We start from the raw sequence: 18,978 nt of genomic DNA on the forward strand, positions 1-18,978 counted from the left end.
CCGAGCAGGCCGCAGCGGAAGCGCAGCAGCACCACACGGCGCATCGTTGAAACCCAAGCGCAAAGAAAAAGCCGGATTCGTCCTTCAACGAATCCGGCTTTTTCGCTTCTAAGCAACCGCAATCAGGGATTGGCGCTGCTGCCCATATCCGCGCTCATGATATGCGGCTCGCCGAGCGTATCGAGGAACGAACGCAGACGGCCTGCATCGGCGAAACGCGAGTACTTGCCGTACGAATCCAGCAGCACCATGACGACCGGACGGCCATTCACGGTCGCCTGCATCACGAGACACTCACCCGCCTCGTTGATGAAACCCGTCTTTTGCAAGCCGATATCCCACGACTGATTGCGCACCAGCGCATTCGTGCTGTTGTAGGCAATATTGCGCTTGCCGGTATTGACTTCATAGCTCCGGTCCGTCGAGAACCTGCGGATGATCGGATACTGATACGCCGCGTTCACCATCTTCACGAGATCGCGCGCGCTGGACACGTTCAGGCTCGTGAGACCCGTGGAGTTCTCGAAGTGCGTGTCGGTCATGCCGAGCGACTTCGCCTTCGCATTCATCGCGGCGATAAACGCCGGACGGCCACCGGGGTAATAACGCGACAACGCCGCCGCCGCGCGATTTTCCGACGCCATCAGCGCGATATGCAGCATATCTTCGCGATTCAGCACCGAACCCACTGCCAAACGCGAGCCGGTGAACTTCTCATAATCGCGATCTTCGTCGGTCACCGTCATTTCATCGGTGAGCGGCAGATGCGAGTCGAGCGTGACCATCGCCGTCATCAGCTTGGTGATGGAGGCGATCGGCACCACGGCGCGCGAATTCTTGTCGAACAGCGTTTCCGACGTGTTCTGATCGACCACGTACGCGACGCTCGAACGCAGCGCGAGGCTGTCGGGCGTCTCGTGCAGGCCGAACGCCTGACCGACCGACGTCGCACGCGGCTGGTACGCAACCGCGTGCACGGCACCACGACGCGAATGACTGTCCATCCGATACCGCGCGCGATGCTTCGAGGCGCGCGGTGCATCGTCGTCTTCAGCGGCGGCGACCTTGACGGCTTTCACCGGCTTTGGCGCTTTCAGCGATGTTTTCGCGACGCGCGCCGGCTTTTCTGCCTGCGCGGACGATTTAGCGGTTTTTTTGGCGGTTTTGGTTGTAGTTGCGGTCTTTGCAAGGGCTTCAGCCGGAGCCGCTGCGAAGGACGTCGCTACTGCGATGGAGACGGCGAGCGACAATGCGGAGCGCACTGCCACGCCATGCACCACCTTCAACGACGAAAACATTTCGGTTTTCATTAGTGTTCTATTGGGCGGCTGGAGAGTACCGCCAAGTGTAGTGAAGCTGTGAAATTTAAGCAATATTAAGCACTTATCGACGCTCGTTAAACCGAGTTGTAAGCGCCGTTTGCCTACTGCTGACACATTTGCACACAATGATCGGAAAATACGATCATTCGCGCTGAACAATACTGCCGGCAACACGCTCTCGCATCGCGGTAATGAGCGCACTATCGGCAAAACTTTCTGCGACTTGAGGCTGAAAGATGAAATTCGGGTCCGTACCACGCGCAGCATCGTCGTGGAGGCGTTAATGAAAACGGCGGGAGTGTCGCGCTGCGGCAGCTTCGTCGTGATCGACAGCCGAAATGTTAACGTTTCTTCAACAATTTGGTGTACGGCGTCATCCTAAAAATAAGACGGGCTACAGAATTATCCTGATTCTCGCGCTGCACCAGTTAAGTCGGCAGGCTTGACGCACCAACATAAAATAGTCACTGAAGCATGATTTCATAAGGCTCTCCGGTTACCCGGCGGCCTCAAACAGTCGATGACCAAACTGGTGCATAGGGTTTTCACGGACTCGTCATATGCAACCGAACGCTCGTGTTAAGTTATTGTTTAAACAGCGTTTTCGCGCTTTTGTGCGGCGCACAAAAAACGCTTGACATCCATAGGAATTTCTCTAAAATGGCCTTCATGTTGCGACGCACCAATACTTTTTTGTGCCGGTCGCAGCGTTCGGAGCGCCAAGCGCCCGTATCTATCCAAACCATGACCCGCGTTTGATGGGTCGGTAATCAGGAGCCTGAGATGACCTTGTTGACCCCCGAGCAAATCGCCGCTGCACAGAAATCCAACTTCGACACGCTGTTCGGTCTGACGAACAAAGCGTTCGAAGGTATCGAAAAGCTGGTTGAACTGAATCTGCAAGTCGTGAAGTCGACGCTGGCCGAAAGCCAAGAGAACACGCAGCGTGCTCTGTCGGTCAAGGACGCTCAGGAACTGCTCGCACTGCAAGCCAGCCTGTCGCAGCCGGTTGCAGAAAAGGTGCTGTCGTATGGCCGTCACCTGTATGAAATCGCATCGGCTACGCAAGCTGAATTCGCCCGCGTTGCTGAAGCTCAGTACGAAGAGCAAAACCGCAAGGTGCAAACGCTCGTTGACAACGTCGCGAAGAACGCACCGGCTGGTTCGGAAACGGCTGTCGCAGTCATGAAGTCGGCCATCACCGCCGCCAACACGACGTACGAAACGGTTCACAAGGCAACGAAGCAAGCTGTCGAAATCGCTGAAAGCAACTTCAACGCTGCCGCTACGGCCGCCACGAAGGCTGCTACGCAAGCGACGGAACAAGCTTCGCGCGTCGCCAAGAAGTCGGTTGCCTAAGTTTGTTGCGCCGGGTTTAGGCCCGGTGGCTTGAAGCACGTATCACGAAGAACCCGGCCATCGCGCCGGGTTTTTTGTCGTCTGTACTGTTTGTCTGCACGCCGCGAAATAAAAAAGCGCGCCCCAGTGACGGAGCGCGCTTTTTCGCGTACTGAAAATCGACCGCTTACTTCTTCTTTTGCGGCGGCAAATCCGTACACACGCCTTCGTACAACTCGGCCGCCATCCCAACCGATTCACCCAGCGTCGGGTGCGGGTGAATGGTCTTGCCGATGTCGGTTGCATCCGCGCCCATCTCGATCGCGAGACACACTTCGCTGATCAGATCGCCCGCGTTCAAACCGACGATACCGCCGCCGATCACGCGATGCGTTTCTTCATCGAAAATAAGCTTGGTGAAACCTTCGTCGCGGCCATTGGCGATCGCGCGGCCCGATGCGGCCCACGGGAAGACTGCCTTGCCGAACTTGATGCCTTCGGCCTTGCACTGCTCTTCCGTCTTGCCCGCCCACGCCACTTCCGGATCCGTATACGCGACGGACGGAATCTGCATGGCATCGAAATACGCTTTCTCGCCGTGCGCGGCTTCCGCTGCGACGTGGCCTTCGTGTACGGCCTTGTGCGCGAGCATCGGCTGGCCGACCAGATCGCCGATGGCGAAAATGTGCGGCACATTCGTGCGCATCTGCTTATCGACGTTGATAAAGCCGCGATCCGTCACCGATACGCCCGCCTTGTCCGCGCCGATCTTGCCGCCGTTCGGACTGCGGCCGACCGCCAGCAACACGAGGTCATAACGTTGCGGTTCAGCCGGCGCTTTCTCACCTTCGAACGTCACGTAGATGCCGTCTTCCTTGACTTCGGCCTTGGTCGTCTTGGTCTTGAGCATCACGTTCGTGAAGCGCTTGGAATTGAACTTCTCCCAGACCTTCACGAGATCGCGGTCCGCGCCCTGCATCAGACCATCGAGCATTTCGACCACGTCGATATCCGCGCCGAGCGTTGAATACACCGTCGCCATTTCCAGACCGATAATGCCGCCGCCGACCACGAGCATGCGCTTGGGCAACTGACGCAGTTCGAGCGCGCCGGTGGAATCGACCACGCGGGGATCGTCGGGGAAGAACGGCAGCTTCACGGATTGCGAACCGGCCGCGATGATCGCCTGCTTGAACTTGACAACCTTCTTGCCTTCCGGACCCGTCACTTCCATATGGTTCGGATCGACGAACGCGCCGACGCCCGTGACCACTTGCACCTTGCGCGCCTTCGCCATGCCAGCCAGACCGCCCGTCAGCTTCTTGACGACGCCTTCCTTGAAGCCGCGCAGCTTGTCGAGATCGACCTTCGGCTCACCGAAACTGATGCCGTGCGATGCAAGCGCCGCCGCTTCGTCGATCACCAGCGCCGTATGCAGCAGCGCCTTCGACGGAATACAGCCGACATTCAGACACACGCCGCCCAGCGTCGAATAACGTTCGACGAGCACGGTTCTCATGCCGAGATCGGCGGAACGGAACGCGGCCGAGTAACCGCCGGGGCCAGCGCCGAGCACGAGCATGTCGCATTCGACATCCGCCGAGCCCGAATAGCTGCCGGCTTGTGGCGCGGGCGTCGGCGCGGGAGCGGCTTTTTGCGGAGCAGGCGCAGCGGCAGGCGCAGCGCCGCCTTCGAGCGTCAGAATCAGCGTGCCTTCGGACACGTTGTCGCCGACCTTGACCTTCAGCTCCTTGACCACGCCCGCTGCGGGCGACGGCACATCCATCGTCGCCTTGTCGGATTCGAGCGTGACGAGCGATTGCTCTTTCTCGACCTTGTCGCCCGGCTTCACGTGCACTTCGATAACCGGAATGTCCTTGAAGTCACCGATATCCGGCACCTTCACGTCCTGCGAACCGCCACCGCTTGCCGCAGGAGCAGCAGTCGGCGCGGGCGCAGCAGCAGGCGCGGGAGCCGGCGACGGTGCAGCCGCCGAAGTCTCGATCATCGCAATGACCGAACCCTGCGAAACCTTGTCGCCCTGTTTGACCTTCACTTCCTTGATCGTGCCCGCGACGTCGGCCGGCACTTCCATCGTGGCTTTATCGGTTTCGAGCGTGATGACGCCCTGTTCCTTCTCGATGGAATCGCCGGGCTTGATATTGACTTCGATGACATCGACATCGGAGAAGTCGCCGATGTCGGGTACTTTTAGTTCGACGAGACTCATGTTGTCCCCTAAGAGATGTGCGGATGAAACCCCGGACTCACGTACGCGTAAGCCCGAGGTTCCGCCGTCGGCCAGATCAGAAGATCAAGCGATCAGAGAATGACGCGACGGAAATCGCCCAGAATCGCCGACAGATAAGCGTTGAAGCGCGCAGCCGCCGCACCGTCGATCACGCGATGGTCGTACGACAGCGACATCGGCAGCGTCAGACGCGGCACGAACTGCTTACCGTCCCACACCGGCTTCTGATAGCCGCGCGACAGACCGAGAATCGCGACTTCGGGAGCGTTGATGATCGGCGTGAAATGCGTCCCGCCGATCCCGCCCAGCGACGAAATCGAGAAGCAGCCGCCCTGCATCTGATCGGGCTTCAGCTTGCCGTCGCGCGCGAGCTTCGACAGGTCCGCCATTTCCTTGGCGATATCGACGAGGCCCTTCTTGTCTGCGTCGCGGATCACCGGAACAACGAGGCCGTTCGGCGTATCGGCTGCGAAACCGATGTTGTAGTACTGCTTGAACACGAGCGTGTCGCCGTCCAGGCTTGCATTGAAGTCCGGGAACTTCTTGAGCGCCGAGACCACGGCCTTGATGACGAACGCGAGCATGGTGAACTTGACGCCCGCCTTTTCGTGTTCCTTGTTCAGCTTGACGCGCAGCTCTTCCAGCTCGGTGATATCGGCTTCGTCGTTGTTCGTGACGTGCGGGATCATCACCCAGTTGCGATGCAGATTCGCACCCGAGATCTTCTTGATGCGCGACAGCGGTTTGGCATCGACCGGACCGAACTTGGTGAAGTCGATCTTCGGCCACGGCAGCAGACCGAGTTCGCCACCGCCACCACCAGCCGACGCGGCTGCGGCAGGCGCTGCGGCCTGACCGGTCATCACGCCCTTGACGAACGCGGTGACGTCTTCCTGCGTGATACGGTTCTTCGGACCCGTGCCCCTCACACGCGATACATCCACGCCCAGTTCACGCGCGAACTTGCGCACCGACGGCGATGCGTGGCTCGACGTGCGCGAGCCGTCGCCTGCGGGAATGGCCGGAGCCTGAGCAAGCGCGGACGCGCCGCCTTGCGGCGCGGGCGCGGGTTTCGCGGGCGCATCCGACGGGACTTCCTTCTGCGCGGCAGGAGCCGGTGCCGGAGCGGGCGCAGGAGCCGCACCGCCAGCGCCACCTTCGAGCACCAGAATCAGCGTGCCTTCGGAGACGTTGTCACCGACCTTGACCTTCAGTTCCTTGACCACGCCTGCTGCGGGCGACGGCACATCCATCGTCGCTTTGTCGGATTCGAGCGTGACGAGCGATTGCTCTTTCTCGACCTTGTCGCCGACCTTCACCGCGATTTCGATAACCGGAATGTCCTTGAAGTCACCGATATCCGGCACCTTCACTTCCACCGAGCCACCGCTCGACGCAGCCGGAGCCGGGGCAGGAGCCGCAGCCGGTGCCGGCGCAGCGGCAGGCGCAGGCGCAGCAGTTGCCGCACCACCGCCTTCCAGAATCACGATCAGCGTGCCTTCTGACACGTTGTCGCCCACCTTGACCTTCACTTCCTTGACGACGCCCGCTTCCGAACTCGGCACGTCCATCGTCGCCTTGTCGGATTCCAGCGTCACGAGCGATTGCTCTTTTTCCACGGTATCGCCCGGCTTCACCAGCACTTCAATGACGGGGATGTCCTTGAAATCGCCGATGTCCGGGACTTTGATTTCGATCGCTTGACTCATTATTAGTGTCTCCTGGCTGCACGCGGGCCTCTTCCCGCTTCGGAAAGAGGCCCGCGTCACAACGCACGGGGGCGATGCCTTTAGACGGTCATCGGGTTGGGTTTGGACGGGTCGAGGTTGTACTTCTTGATCGCCTCAGCGACGACCTTGCGCTCGATCGTGCCTTCGTCGGCCAGCGCATTGAGCGCGGCCAGCGTGACCCAGTAGCGGTCGACTTCGAAGAAGTGGCGCAGTGCTTCACGCGTATCCGAACGGCCGTAGCCATCGGTGCCGAGCACGACGAACTTCTGCGGCACGAACGCGCGGATCTGATCCGTCAACGCACGGATGTAGTCCGTCGATGCGATCACCGGACCCTTCGCGCCCGTGAGCAGCTTCGTCACGTGCGGCACGCGCTTCTCTTCGGTAGGATGCAGCAGGTTGTGACGCTCGATCGCCTGACCTTCGCGCGCCAGTTCGGTGAAGCTCGGCACGCTCCAGAGATCGGCGGAAACACCCCAGTCGTTCTTCAGCAGGTCGGCGGCGGCGATCACTTCGTTGAAGATCGTGCCCGCGCCCATCAGCTGGACGTGCGCCTTCGCCGGTGCGTCGGACTTCTTGAACGCGTACATGCCCTTGATGATGTCGGCAGCGACGGCATCGCCTTGCGGAATCGCCGGATGCTCGTAGTTCTCGTTCATCACGGTGATGTAGTAGTACACGTCCTCCTGCTCCTGCACCATGCGACGCAGACCGTCCTGCATGATCACGGCGAGTTCGTAGCCGAAGGTCGGGTCGTAGCTGATGCAGTTCGGCACCGACGCCGCCCACAGCAGCGAGTGGCCGTCTTCGTGCTGCAGGCCTTCGCCGTTCAGCGTGGTGCGGCCCGCGGTGCCGCCCAGCAGGAAGCCGCGCGAACGCATATCGCCCGCCGCCCATGCCAGATCGCCGATGCGCTGGAAGCCGAACATCGAATAGAAGATGTAGAACGGGATCATGATCTCGCCGTGCGTCGAATACGACGTCGCGGCTGCGATCCAGTCACACATACCACCCGCTTCGTTGATGCCTTCCTGCAGAATCTGACCGGTTTCCGACTCACGATAGAACATGAGCTGGTCCGAATCTTCCGGAATGTACTTCTGGCCGTCCTGATTCCAGATACCGATCTGGCGGAACAGGCCTTCCATACCGAAGGTACGCGACTCGTCCGGGACGATCGGTACCACGCGCTTGCCCAGCGCCTTGTCCTTCAGCAGGATATTGAGAATCCGCACGAAGGCCATCGTCGTGGAGATTTCGCGGCCTTCGCCCGTGCCCTTGAGCAGCGGTTCGAATGCGGCGAGCGCCGGCACCGGCAGCGGTTCGGCCTTTTCACGACGCGACGGCAGATAGCCACCCAGGTCCATACGCTTCTGGCGCATGTACTCGAGTTCCTTCGAACCTTCTTCGAAGGTCAGATACGGCACGTCGGCGATCTGTTCGTCGGACAGCGGCAGACGGAACTGGTCGCGGAATTTCTTCAGCGTGTCGATCGGCAGCTTCTTCTGCTGGTGGGTGATGTTCATCGCCTGACCATGCTCGCCCATGCCATAGCCCTTGATGGTCTTGGCGAGGATGACGGTCGGCGAACCCTTCGTGCGCGTCGCGGCGCTGAAGGCTGCGTAGATCTTGTGCGGGTCGTGGCCGCCGCGGTTCAGGTTCCAGATGTCTTCATCGGACCAGTCGGACACCAGCGCCTTGAGTTCCGGCGTGTTGAAGAAGTGCTCGCGCACGAACGCGCCCGACTCCGACTTGTACGTCTGATATTCGCCGTCGACCACTTCCATCATGCGGCGCATCAGCGCGCCGGTCTTGTCGCGTGCGAACAGCGCATCCCAGCGGCTGCCCCAGATGACCTTGATGACATTCCAGCCCGCGCCACGGAATTCGCTTTCGAGTTCCTGGATGATCTTGCCGTTGCCGCGCACCGGACCGTCCAGACGCTGCAAGTTGCAGTTGATCACGAACACGAGGTTGTCCAGACGCTCGCGGCCGGCCATGCCGATCGCGCCGAGCGATTCCGGCTCGTCCGTCTCGCCGTCGCCCAGGAACGCCCACACCTTGCGGCCTTCCGTCTTGGCGATACCGCGCGCTTCCATGTACTTCATGAAACGCGCCTGATAGATGGCCATGATCGGGCCGAGACCCATCGACACGGTCGGGAACTGCCAGAAGTCCGGCATCAGCCACGGATGCGGATACGACGAGATGCCCTCGCCGCCCACTTCCTGACGGAAGTTGTTCAGTTGCTTTTCGGTCAGACGGCCGAGCAGGAACGCGCGCGAGTAGACGCCCGGCGACGAGTGGCCCTGCACGAACACGAGATCCCCGCCATGTTCTTTCGACGGCGCGTGCCAGAAGTGATTGAAACCGACGTCATACAGCGTCGCGGCCGATGCGAACGAAGCGATGTGCCCGCCGACGTTGGTGTCCTTGCCCGCGCGCAGCACCATCGCGATGGCGTTCCAGCGCGTGTACGAGCGAATGCGGTGTTCGATGTCCTGATCGCCCGGAATCTTCGCCTGAGCGGCGACGGGGATCGTGTTGATGTACGGCGTGTTCGCCGAGAACGGCAGATGCTCGCCATGCACGCGAGCGAATTCGATCTGTTTCTCGATCAGGTAGTGCGCGCGATCAGGACCGACCGCAGAAATAACGCCGTCGAGCGCGTCGAGCCATTCGGCGGTTTCCTGGGGATCGTCGTCCTTGGCGTTGGCGACATATTTGAGAACTTCGTCGGGTACAGCGGACATGCTCGTCTCCTGATATGAGGAACACACTCGATGAGAACCGCCGGCGCACGCCCGCAAGAACAGCGAGACAACTGGCCGCGTGCCGGCATTCTAAAGAGGGTCCAGACCTTGTAGCAAGGAATTTTTCGAATCATGAGAGTCTATCTCATAATGCGGAAAATTGCTGCAATGCACCGTCCGATAAGGCTTCTTAGATCAGATGTTTCCCTCCTTTTTCCTGCATTTGCGTCTTCTTTACCGTCTTTTTACGCCAATTAACAATCAGGCGCTGCGTTACAATCGCTTCCATGTTGACTGACCGGCTGATCAAACGCTCGGCGCGGGTCGCGCGAAAGCCGACCGATGCGTCGCCTTCCCGCTGGCACCACGGACCGTGGTGGTCGAATTCTTATTTGCTCACGCCGCTCATTTCGATCCTCGTCTTTCTGGTCGTGATGAGTCTGATTCTCTGGAGCCTGAACCGGCGCGAGCAGCAGCAGCAGGAAGACACGCTTTATCGCAATGTCGCGTGGGCGCAGCAGCAGATTCGTCTTTCCATGACGGGCGCGCAGGAACAGATTCAAGCACTCGCGCGTGACATTGCAAGCGGTCACGGCGATCCGCAGACGTTCCAGACTTCATCGACGGACATCATGCAGGGGCATCCCGAGATCCTCTACATGAACTGGTACACGAGCGAGCACAAGCCGCGCTGGCCGAATACGCCGCTGCCCGTGCTCGGTTCGCGTCTGGCCAAACCCAACGACACGCAGATGGACGAAGCGGTGCAAGCCGCCTTCGACGAAGCGCGCAACACGCGCCGCCAGGTCTATTCCCCGCTGCTCTACGACGACCTCGGCAACGGCTATATCACGCTGCAAACGCCGGTTTTCCGCGACCGCGAATTTCTCGGCTCGATCGCCGCGGTGTTCTCGATCGAAGGCATCCTCAAGCACGACATTCCGAGCGAACTGTCGGCGAAGTACAAAATCTCCATCACCGATCTGAACAACCGCGAACTCGCGACCACGTCGAGCCGGCCGCGCCTGCCGCGCGATATGTTCTACGACTTGCCGCTCGATCCGCCGGGACAGGGTTTGTCGGTGCGCGTGTATTCGTATCCGCAACTGACGAACTTCACCAACAACACGCTGGTGTGGCTGGTCGCAGGTTTGTCGTGCTTCGTGTTGTGGAGTCTGTGGAGCCTGTGGAAGCACACGCGCCAGCGCTTCGAAGCGCAACAGGCGCTGTACGCCGAAGCCTTCTTCCGTCGCGCGATGGAAAACTCCGTGCTGATCGGCATGCGCGTGCTGGATATGCACGGGCGCATCACGCACGTGAATCCGGCGTTCTGCCGCATGACGGGCTGGGACGAAAGCGATCTGGTCGGCAAAAACGCGCCGTTTCCGTATTGGCCGCGTGACGCGTATCCCGAGATGCAGCGTCAGCTCGATATGACCTTGCGCGGTAAAGCGCCCTCGTCCGGCTTCGAATTGCGCGTGCGTCGCAAGGACGGATCGTTCTTCCATGCGCGTTTGTATGTGTCGCCGCTGATCGACAGTTCGGGCCGTCAAACCGGCTGGATGTCGTCGATGACCGACATCACCGAGCCGCGTCGCGCGCGCGAAGAACTCGCCGCCGCGCACGAGCGATTCACCACCGTGCTCGAAAGCCTCGATGCCGCCGTGTCCGTGCTCGCCGCCGACGAAGCCGAATTGCTGTTTGCCAACCGCTATTACCGCCACTTGTTCGGCATTCGCCCGGACGGCCATTTGCAGCTCGCGGGCGCGGGCTTCGACGGCAGCGGCGCGCAGAATTCGTCGTCCGACACCATCGATATGGTCGATACCTTCGCCGGCCTCCCCGCCACCGCGCTCACCGAAAGCTCGGCGGACGCGCAGGAAGTCTATGTCGAAGGCATCCAGAAGTGGTTCGAAGTGCGCCGCCAGTACATCCAGTGGGTGGACGGCCATCTCGCGCAGATGCAGATCGCAACAGATATCACGCAGCGCAAGCAGGCGCAGGAACTGGCGCATCAGCAGGAAGAGAAGCTCCAGTTCACCAGCCGTCTCATGACGATGGGCGAAATGGCGTCGTCGCTGGCGCACGAGTTGAATCAACCGCTCGCGGCCATCAACAACTATTGCTCGGGATGCGTCGCTTTGGTGCGTTCGGGCCGCATGACGCAGGAAACGCTCTTGCCCGTGCTCGAAAAAACCGCCCAGCAGGCCGTTCGCGCGGGCATGATCATCAAGCGTATTCGCGAGTTCGTGAAGCGCTCGGAGCCGAAGCGGCAAGCCACGCGCGTAGCCGATATCGTCGCGGACGCGGTGGGTCTGGCCGAGATCGAAGCGCGCAAACGCAAGATTCGCATTGTCACGGAAATCCGCTCGCGCATGCCGGTGATCTACGTCGATCCGGTTTTGATCGAACAAGTGTTGGTCAACCTGTTGAAAAATGCTGCGGAAGCAATGCATGATGCGAAACCGAATGCCATCGACCCGGTCATCCGCGTCATCGTGCAGCGCATGGACGGCGGCTTCGTTTGCATCAGCGTGGTGGATCAGGGACCGGGCGTGGACGAAGCGACCGCTGAGCGGCTTTTCGAACCGTTCTACAGCACGAAATCCGATGGAATGGGCATGGGGCTGAATATCTGCCGTTCCATCATCGAATCACATCGCGGACGGCTCTGGGTGGTGAACAACGTCGAGTCGGACGGTCATGTGACCGGCGCGACGTTCCACTGCAGCCTGCCGATCGGCCAGGTGGACGGCTCGTCCGACGACGACACGAATAGCGGCGCGAAAGCCCGCGACGAACACACGAGACAACAAACAGTTACGGGAGAACTATGAGCACAGTCACCACTCAGGAAACCGTCTTCGTCGTCGACGATGACGAAGCCGTGCGTGATTCCTTGCGCTGGCTGCTGGAGGCAAACGGCTACCGCGTGCAATGTTTCTCGAGCGCCGAGTCATTCCTAGACGTGTATCTGCCGATCGCGCATTCGGGCAATATCGCCTGCCTGATTCTCGATGTGCGGATGGCCGGCATGACGGGCCTCGAACTGCAGGAAAAGCTCATCGCCGAGAACTCGCTGTTGCCGATCATCTTCGTGACCGGTCACGGCGACGTACCGATGGCCGTCTCCACGATGAAAAAAGGCGCGATGGATTTCATCGAAAAGCCGTTCGACGAAGCCGAACTGCGCAAGCTGGTCGAGCGCATGCTGGAAAAGGCGCGCAGCGAAAGCACCAGCGTGCAGCAACAGCGTGCGGCGGCTGAACGCCTTGGCAAGTTGACGGCGCGCGAGCATCAGGTGCTGGAGCGCATCATCGCGGGCCGGCTGAACAAGCAGATCGCCGATGACCTCGGCATCAGCATCAAGACGGTGGAAGCGCATCGCGCGAACATCATGGAAAAGTTGTCCGTGAATACCGTCGCCGATCTTCTGCGTCTCGCGCTGTCGAACAAGCCGCAGCAGCAGTAATGCTTTTGTAGTCCGTTCGATCTTCCGCTTTCCATGCGGCCGGTTTTTCGCCGGCCGCATGCGTCTGTTGTCCCTGCTTTTCCCGCGCCTCTTCCGACGTCGAAACGTGATATTTCGTGTTTCGCGTTGCACTCCGCATGACCAAATCGTAATTTATCCGGGCCCTCATTTCCGGACCCGGATGTGAACGATCGCGCTTCGCGTCAAACGTGCATTGCGCTGATCGCTGCTCCGGTATATCGCTGTTTGTTCTGTAGCACCGTTTTTCCAGTTCGCTTTCGGCTCTATGCGTAACGTCCTTCACCGGACTGTCGCGCGCACGTCGGGCGGCCGTTGCCGCACGCGTGAGTCGAGTGTCGTGCTCAGGAGGACCTTACCTTGAAAATAACTCAACACTCCGTTCTGTCTACTCGCACGCGTGCGCTGGCTGTCTGCGCTGCGCTCGTCGCCGTGCCGTTCGCGCTGCTTCATGCGCCTGCCGTCGTCGCGCAGACGCGGCCGAGCGCGCCGCCCGCGCAGAAGCTATCGAGCCAGCAACTCGATTCGCTGACCGCGCCCGTCGCGCTGTATCCGGATGCGTTGCTTGCGCAAGTGCTGATGGCATCGACGTATCCGCAGGAAGTGGAAGCGGCCGCGCAATGGTCGCAGCAGAACCAGAACGTCAAGGGCGACGACGCCGTGAAGGCCGTGCAGTCCGAGCCGTGGGACCCGAGCGTGCAATCGCTGGTGGCGTTCCCGCAAGCGCTCGCCACGATGGCCTCCAAACCCGACTGGATGACGCAGCTCGGCAACGCGTTTATCGCGCAACCGAGCGATGTGATGGATTCCGTGCAGCGGCTGCGTCGCGCGGCGCAAAACGCGGGCAATCTGAAGACGTCGCAGCAGCAGAAGGTGACGGTCGCGCCCGCGCCTGCAGGCAGCACGACGACCAGCACGACGGTCATTCAGATCGAGCCGGCGAATCCGCAAGTGGTCTACGTGCCGCAGTACAACCCGACGGTCGTGTATGGCGCGTGGCCGTATCCGGCGTATCCGCCGGTTTATGTGCCGCCGCCGCCCGGTTATGCGATTGCAACCGGTTTTGCTACCGGCCTTGCGTTCGGCGCGGGCGTCGCGGTGGCGAATTCGCTGTGGGGCAATTGCGACTGGAACCACGGCAATGTGAATGTGAACGTGAACCGGTACAACAACATCAACGTCAATAACCGGCTTCAGACCAGCAACGGCAACGTCAACTGGAACCGGAACGACCCGCAGTTCAACCGGAACAACGCGAACTTCCAAAACCGGCAGAACAACTTCAACAACCAGAATCTGGGCGCGAATCGCGAACAGTATCGAGGTCGTGACGATGCCCGCGCGCAGGCCGCGCAGACGCTGCAACAGCGCACCGGGCAGAACATGAATCAGACCGCCAGCCAGCGCGCGCAGAACATCCGCTCGGGCGGCGGCGCGAATGGCATGAACAACGGCAATCTGAATCAGCGTGCTCAGAATGCGAATCGCGAGAACGGCAATTTGAATCAACGCGCGCAGAACGCAAATCGTGATAACGGCAATCTGAACCAGCGCGCGCAGAACGTGAATCGTGATAACGCGCTGCGCGGCGCAGGCGATGGCAACACCGCGCGACAAGACACGCAACGCGGTCAGCAGAGCCGGCAGTCGTTTCAGGATCAGCAGCCGAATCGCATGGGCGCGGGTGGCGGCGGTGAACAGCGTGCGGGTGGATTCGGTGGCGGAGGCGGAGGCGGCGGGTTCCAACGCGGCGGTGGCGGCGGAGGTTTTGGCGGAGGTGGAGGCGGCGGATTCCATCGCCGTTGATCGACCGTCCACCGTTTAGCGCCGTTCATCCGGCGCACGCCCGATTCAGGAGCCAGACATGACCCATATGCAAACCGACAAGAACACTTTCATGCGCACGACATTGGCCGCGCTCGCGCTATCGCTGATGGCGTCGTTTGCGCACGCGCAAGCCGTTTATCCGAGCGCCGAAGCCGCCGCGCAGGCGTTCACCGACGCCATTTCCACTAACGATGAAACCGCGCTGTCCAAGGTGCTCGGCAAGGACCACGCGCGTTACGTGCCGACTGACAGCATCGGCGAACAGGATATTTATGCGTATCTGAGTTCGTGGGCGCAAGGCCACAAGATCGTCACCGACGATAAACCGATCAACGGCCATCAGGCCGCGCACATCGAGACCGGCACCAGCGGCTGGACGCTGCCGATTCCGATCGTCAAGGTCGGAAACGGCTGGCGCTTCGATATGCCCGCCGCGCGCGATGAAGTGCTGACACGGCGCATCGGCCGCAACGAGCGTTCGGTGATGCAGGTCGCGCTCGCCTACGTGGATGCCCAGAACGACTATCACAAGCTGATGAACCACTACGGCCAGCGCTTCGTCAGCACGCCGGGCACGCACGACGGCCTGTACTGGGACACCGCGCCCGGCGAAGCGGAAAGCCCGCTCGGTCCGCTCGCGGCGGTGATGCCGAACAAGGCGACCGCGTCTGGCGGCTACTACGGCTATCACTATCGCATCCTCACGGCGCAGGGATCGCACGCGAAGGGCGGCGCGAAAAACTACATGCAGGGCAAGGAACTGGCGAACGGTTTCGGCCTGATCGCGTGGCCGGCCAAGTACGGCGAAACCGGCGTGATGTCCTTCATGATCGATCAGGACGGGCAGCTTTACGAGAAGAACCTCGGGCCGAAATCGGCGGCGGTGGCGGCATCGATCAAATCGTTCGATCCGGACGCGTCGTGGCACGCGGTCACGCCCTGACGAAGCGCGCCAGGAACGTGGGATGGCTAGCGGCGGTATAATTCGGCCCTTTCCGATGGCGTAAAAACGCCAATCCAAGACGTGCAGCGCCATGCCGGCGGGCCAGCTTCATCGCCCGCCGCGCGTCATTGTGCAACGCGCGACTGCCGCAAGCCCCTCGCCCATCCTGCTTCCTGATCCGATTCGCCATGACCGCCCAACTCATCGACGGCAACGCCCTCTCCAAGACCATTCGCGCCGATGTCGCCACGCGCGCCGCCGCCCTCACCGCTTGCGGACACAAGGCGGGCCTCGCCGTCGTGCTGGTCGGCGACAACCCCGCGAGCGAAGTCTACGTGCGCAACAAGGTCAAGGCCTGCCACGACAACGGCCTGCATTCGGTGATGGACCGCTTCCCCGCGACGCTCGCCGAAAGCGAATTGCTCGCACATATCGACCGTTTGAACGCCGATCCGTCGATTCACGGCATCCTCGTGCAATTGCCGCTGCCCGCGCATATCGACAGTCACAAGGTGATCGAGGCGATTGCGCCGGAGAAGGACGTGGACGGTTTTCACGTCGCCAATGCGGGCGCGCTGATGACCGGCAAGCCGCTGTTCCGCCCGTGCACCCCGTACGGCGTGATGAAAATGTTCGAAGCGCACAAGATTGACCTGAAAGGCGCGAACGCGGTGGTGATCGGCCGCTCGAATATCGTCGGCAAGCCGATGGCGTTGCTGCTGCTCGAAGCGGGCGCGACCGTCACGATTTGCCACAGCAAGACGCGCGATCTCGCGAAGCACACGCGCGACGCGGACGTGATCGTTGCTGCCGTCGGCCGCCGCAATATCCTGACTGCCGACATGGTCAAGCCCGGCGCGACGGTGATCGACGTCGGCATGAATCGCAATGACGAAGGCAAGCTGTGCGGCGATGTGGATTTCGCGGGCGTGAAGGAAGTCGCGGCTTACATCACGCCGGTGCCCGGCGGCGTCGGCCCGATGACGATTACCATGTTGCTGGTCAATACAATCGAGGCGGCGGAACGCGCGGCGCAGGCCTGAATGCACGCACATCAAGTAACGTAAATTCATCGGCCCCTTAAAAACAATCCATTGGATTTTGCCCCTGCCGCCCCAATAATTGCTGAATAGCGTCAGCGCGGGGCGCGGCCCGGCATCACAGGTCACGCCCGGCGCTTCATTCATTCGAGAAAGGAGAGCCATGAGCGATACCACCGCAACCACGACGGCCACGTCAGCCACCAATCCTTTGCTCGATTTCTCCGATCTCCCGCGTTTCGGCGAGATCAAGCCCCAGCACGTCACGCCCGCACTCGACGTGCTGCTGGCTTCCGCGAAAGAAGCGGTCGATCGCGCCGCCGCGCCGGAGACGCCTGCCACGTGGACGGATATCGTCGAAGCGGTCGAGCGTGAATCGGAAAAGCTGTCGCGCGCGTGGGGTGTCATCGGCCATCTGAACGCCGTCGCCGATACGCCCGAACTGCGCGCCGCTCACGCCGAAAACCTGCCGCGCGTCACCGAATTTTCTGCGAGCGTCGGTCAGAATCTGGCGCTGTACGAGAAGTACAAGGCGATCGTCGCGGGTTCGGAGTTCGCGGGTTTGTCGCCCGAGCGCAAGAAAATCCTCGAAAACTCCCTGCGCGATTTCCGTCTGTCGGGCGCGGAATTGCCCGAAGACCGCAAGCCGCGATTCGCGCAGTTGCAGGAAGAACAAGCGGCGTTATCGAAAGCATTTTCCGATCACGTGCTCGATTCGACCAACGCGTATTCCTATCTCGTCACGCAGCAAAGCGACCTCGCCGGCCTCCCGGATGACGTGATCGAAGCCGCGCATGAGGCCGCCCAACGCGATGGCAAGGAAGGCTGGAAGTTCACGCTGCATTTCCCGTCGTATTTCCCGGTGCTGCAATACGCAGAACATCGCCCGATGCGTGAGGCGATGTATCGCGCGTATGTCACGCGTGCGTCCGAACTCGGTGAGACGTACGGCAGCGGCAAGGCCGAATGGGACAACACGGCGAATGTCGTCGAAAATCTGAAGCTGCGCGATGAAGAAGCGAAGACGCTCGGTTATCAGAATTTCGCGGAAGTCTCGCTGGCGCCGAAGATGGCCGAATCGCCGGCTCAGGTGATCGCGTTCCTGGAAGACCTCGCCAAACGCGCCCGTCCCTACGCCGAAAACGACTGGATGGAGCTGCGCGCATTCGCCGCGACCGAACTCGGCATGCCCGAGCTTCAGCCGTGGGACACCGCGTATGCAGCGGAAAAGCTGCGTCAGAAACGCTATTCGTTTTCCGAAAATGAAGTGAAGCAATACTTCCCGCAGGAAGCCGTGCTCAAGGGCCTCTTCAAGGTCACCGAAACGCTCTTCAACGTATCGATCCGACGCGACGAAGCGGCCGTGTGGAACAAGGACGTGCGCTTCTTCCGCGTCGAAAACAAGGATGGCACGCTGGTCGCGCAGTTCTATCTCGACCTCTACGCGCGCGAAGGCAAGCGCGGCGGCGCGTGGATGGACGATGCCCGCTCGCGTCACAAGCACACGCAAGGCGGCGTGCAGACGCCGGTCGCGTATCTCACCTGCAACTTCTCCGCGCCGGTCGGCGGCAAGCCCGCCTGCTTCACGCACGATGAAGTCATCACCCTGTTCCACGAGTTCGGCCACGGCCTGCATCACATGTTGACGCGCGTCGATGAACTGGGCGTGTCGGGCATCAATGGCGTGGAGTGGGATGCGGTCGAACTGCCGTCGCAATTCATGGAGAACTTCTGCTGGGAGTGGGACGTGCTGACGGATATGTCCGCGCATGTCGAAACCGGCCAGCCGCTGCCGCGCGAACTGTTCGACAAGATGCTGGCCGCGAAGAACTTCCAGAGCGGTCTGGGCACGCTGCGCCAGATCGTCTTTTCGATGTTCGATATGGTGCTGCACACGTCCTACGATCCGTCGAACGCCACGAAGAACATGAACGACCTCGCGCGCGAAATCAACGAGAAATTCCACGTGATTCCGCAGATTTCGTTCTCACGCTGGCCGAACACGTTCAGCCATATTTTCGCGGGCGGTTACGCGGCGGGTTACTACAGCTACAAGTGGGCCGAAGTGCTTTCCGCCGATGCCTACGCCGCGTTCGAAGAAGCCGCGAAGCTCGCGAACGGTTCGGTGCTGAATGCGGAAACCGGCACGCGATATCGACGTGAGATTCTCGAAGTCGGCGGCAGCCGCCCGGCGATGGATTCGTTCAAAGCCTTCCGTGGCCGCGAGCCGAACATCGATGCTTTGCTTCGGCACAACGGCATGTCGGATCAGGCGGCGCACTAA

The 18,978-nt window shown here is 60.9% G+C and carries 12 protein-coding genes; 8 read left to right on the forward strand and 4 right to left on the reverse strand.

What is annotated here, in order from left to right:
* Positions 1 to 122: 122 nt before the first annotated feature.
* A complete protein-coding gene (pbpG, locus tag P7F28_RS15650; protein ID WP_277185432.1) occupies positions 123 to 1,079 on the reverse strand; it encodes a D-alanyl-D-alanine endopeptidase in 957 nt (318 codons plus the stop codon).
* On the opposite strand from pbpG, the gene P7F28_RS15655 reads away from it, so the two are divergent.
* Together P7F28_RS15655 and P7F28_RS15660 are read left to right on the forward strand one after the other, a co-directional pair.
* Positions 1,066 to 1,362 (forward strand): hypothetical protein, encoded by a 297-nt coding sequence (locus P7F28_RS15655; RefSeq protein ID WP_277185433.1) that lies wholly within the window; start codon positions 1,066 to 1,068, stop codon positions 1,360 to 1,362. The genes pbpG and P7F28_RS15655 overlap by 14 nt on opposite strands.
* A 743-nt stretch (positions 1,363 to 2,105) precedes the next feature.
* On the forward strand, positions 2,106 to 2,681 hold the full coding sequence (locus tag P7F28_RS15660; protein ID WP_277185434.1) for a phasin family protein: 576 nt from the start codon (positions 2,106 to 2,108) through the stop codon (positions 2,679 to 2,681).
* A gap of 166 nt (positions 2,682 to 2,847) precedes the next feature.
* Here the strand turns inward: P7F28_RS15660 and lpdA are convergent, their stop codons facing one another.
* The 3 genes from lpdA to aceE all read right to left on the reverse strand — a co-directional run bounded on the left by lpdA (position 2,848) and on the right by aceE (position 9,394).
* Positions 2,848 to 4,890, reverse strand: a complete 2,043-nt coding sequence (lpdA, locus tag P7F28_RS15665) for a dihydrolipoyl dehydrogenase (protein ID WP_277185435.1) — start codon at positions 4,888 to 4,890, stop codon at positions 2,848 to 2,850.
* Positions 4,891 to 4,982: 92 nt separating this feature from the next.
* Positions 4,983 to 6,620: a dihydrolipoyllysine-residue acetyltransferase gene (gene aceF, locus P7F28_RS15670; protein ID WP_277185436.1), complete on the reverse strand. Its 1,638-nt coding sequence runs from the start codon at positions 6,618 to 6,620 to the stop codon at positions 4,983 to 4,985.
* 80 nt (positions 6,621 to 6,700) lie between these two features.
* Positions 6,701 to 9,394, reverse strand: a complete 2,694-nt coding sequence (gene aceE / locus P7F28_RS15675; RefSeq protein WP_277185437.1) for a pyruvate dehydrogenase (acetyl-transferring), homodimeric type — start codon at positions 9,392 to 9,394, stop codon at positions 6,701 to 6,703.
* A gap of 287 nt (positions 9,395 to 9,681) precedes the next feature.
* On the opposite strand from aceE, the gene fixL reads away from it, so the two are divergent.
* The 6 genes from fixL to P7F28_RS15705 all read left to right on the forward strand — a co-directional run bounded on the left by fixL (position 9,682) and on the right by P7F28_RS15705 (position 18,978).
* Positions 9,682 to 12,231: an oxygen sensor histidine kinase FixL gene (gene fixL / locus P7F28_RS15680; RefSeq protein ID WP_277185438.1), complete on the forward strand. Its 2,550-nt coding sequence runs from the start codon at positions 9,682 to 9,684 to the stop codon at positions 12,229 to 12,231.
* A complete protein-coding gene (fixJ, locus tag P7F28_RS15685) occupies positions 12,228 to 12,866 on the forward strand; it encodes an oxygen response regulator transcription factor FixJ (protein ID WP_277185439.1) in 639 nt (212 codons plus the stop codon). The genes fixL and fixJ overlap by 4 nt, the downstream gene beginning before the upstream one ends.
* A 378-nt stretch (positions 12,867 to 13,244) precedes the next feature.
* Entirely contained in the window at positions 13,245 to 14,690 is a 1,446-nt protein-coding gene (locus P7F28_RS15690) for a DUF3300 domain-containing protein (protein WP_370467330.1), read from the forward strand.
* A gap of 58 nt (positions 14,691 to 14,748) precedes the next feature.
* Positions 14,749 to 15,654, forward strand: coding sequence for a DUF2950 domain-containing protein (locus tag P7F28_RS15695; RefSeq protein WP_306805917.1), 906 nt, complete (start codon positions 14,749 to 14,751; stop codon positions 15,652 to 15,654).
* Between the two features lie 188 nt (positions 15,655 to 15,842).
* Positions 15,843 to 16,697 (forward strand): bifunctional methylenetetrahydrofolate dehydrogenase/methenyltetrahydrofolate cyclohydrolase FolD, encoded by an 855-nt coding sequence (folD, locus tag P7F28_RS15700; protein WP_277185440.1) that lies wholly within the window; start codon positions 15,843 to 15,845, stop codon positions 16,695 to 16,697.
* 160 nt (positions 16,698 to 16,857) lie between these two features.
* Entirely contained in the window at positions 16,858 to 18,978 is a 2,121-nt protein-coding gene (locus P7F28_RS15705) for a M3 family metallopeptidase (RefSeq protein ID WP_277185441.1), read from the forward strand.

The organism is Caballeronia sp. BR00000012568055, from assembly GCF_029439455.1.
In the GTDB taxonomy this organism is placed as follows: Bacteria; Pseudomonadota; Gammaproteobacteria; order Burkholderiales; family Burkholderiaceae; genus Caballeronia.

Coding starts and splice junctions, on each gene's coding strand:
- P7F28_RS15660 (WP_277185434.1), top strand. CDS start 2,106: ATGACCTTGTTGACCCCCGAGCAAATCGCCGCTGCACAGAAATCCAAC.
- lpdA (WP_277185435.1), bottom strand. CDS start 4,890: ATGAGTCTCGTCGAACTAAAAGTACCCGACATCGGCGACTTCTCCGAT.
- aceF (WP_277185436.1), bottom strand. CDS start 6,620: ATGAGTCAAGCGATCGAAATCAAAGTCCCGGACATCGGCGATTTCAAG.
- aceE (WP_277185437.1), bottom strand. CDS start 9,394: ATGTCCGCTGTACCCGACGAAGTTCTCAAATATGTCGCCAACGCCAAG.
- fixL (WP_277185438.1), top strand. CDS start 9,682: ATGTTGACTGACCGGCTGATCAAACGCTCGGCGCGGGTCGCGCGAAAG.
- fixJ (WP_277185439.1), top strand. CDS start 12,228: ATGAGCACAGTCACCACTCAGGAAACCGTCTTCGTCGTCGACGATGAC.
- P7F28_RS15695 (WP_306805917.1), top strand. CDS start 14,749: ATGACCCATATGCAAACCGACAAGAACACTTTCATGCGCACGACATTG.
- folD (WP_277185440.1), top strand. CDS start 15,843: ATGACCGCCCAACTCATCGACGGCAACGCCCTCTCCAAGACCATTCGC.
- P7F28_RS15705 (WP_277185441.1), top strand. CDS start 16,858: ATGAGCGATACCACCGCAACCACGACGGCCACGTCAGCCACCAATCCT.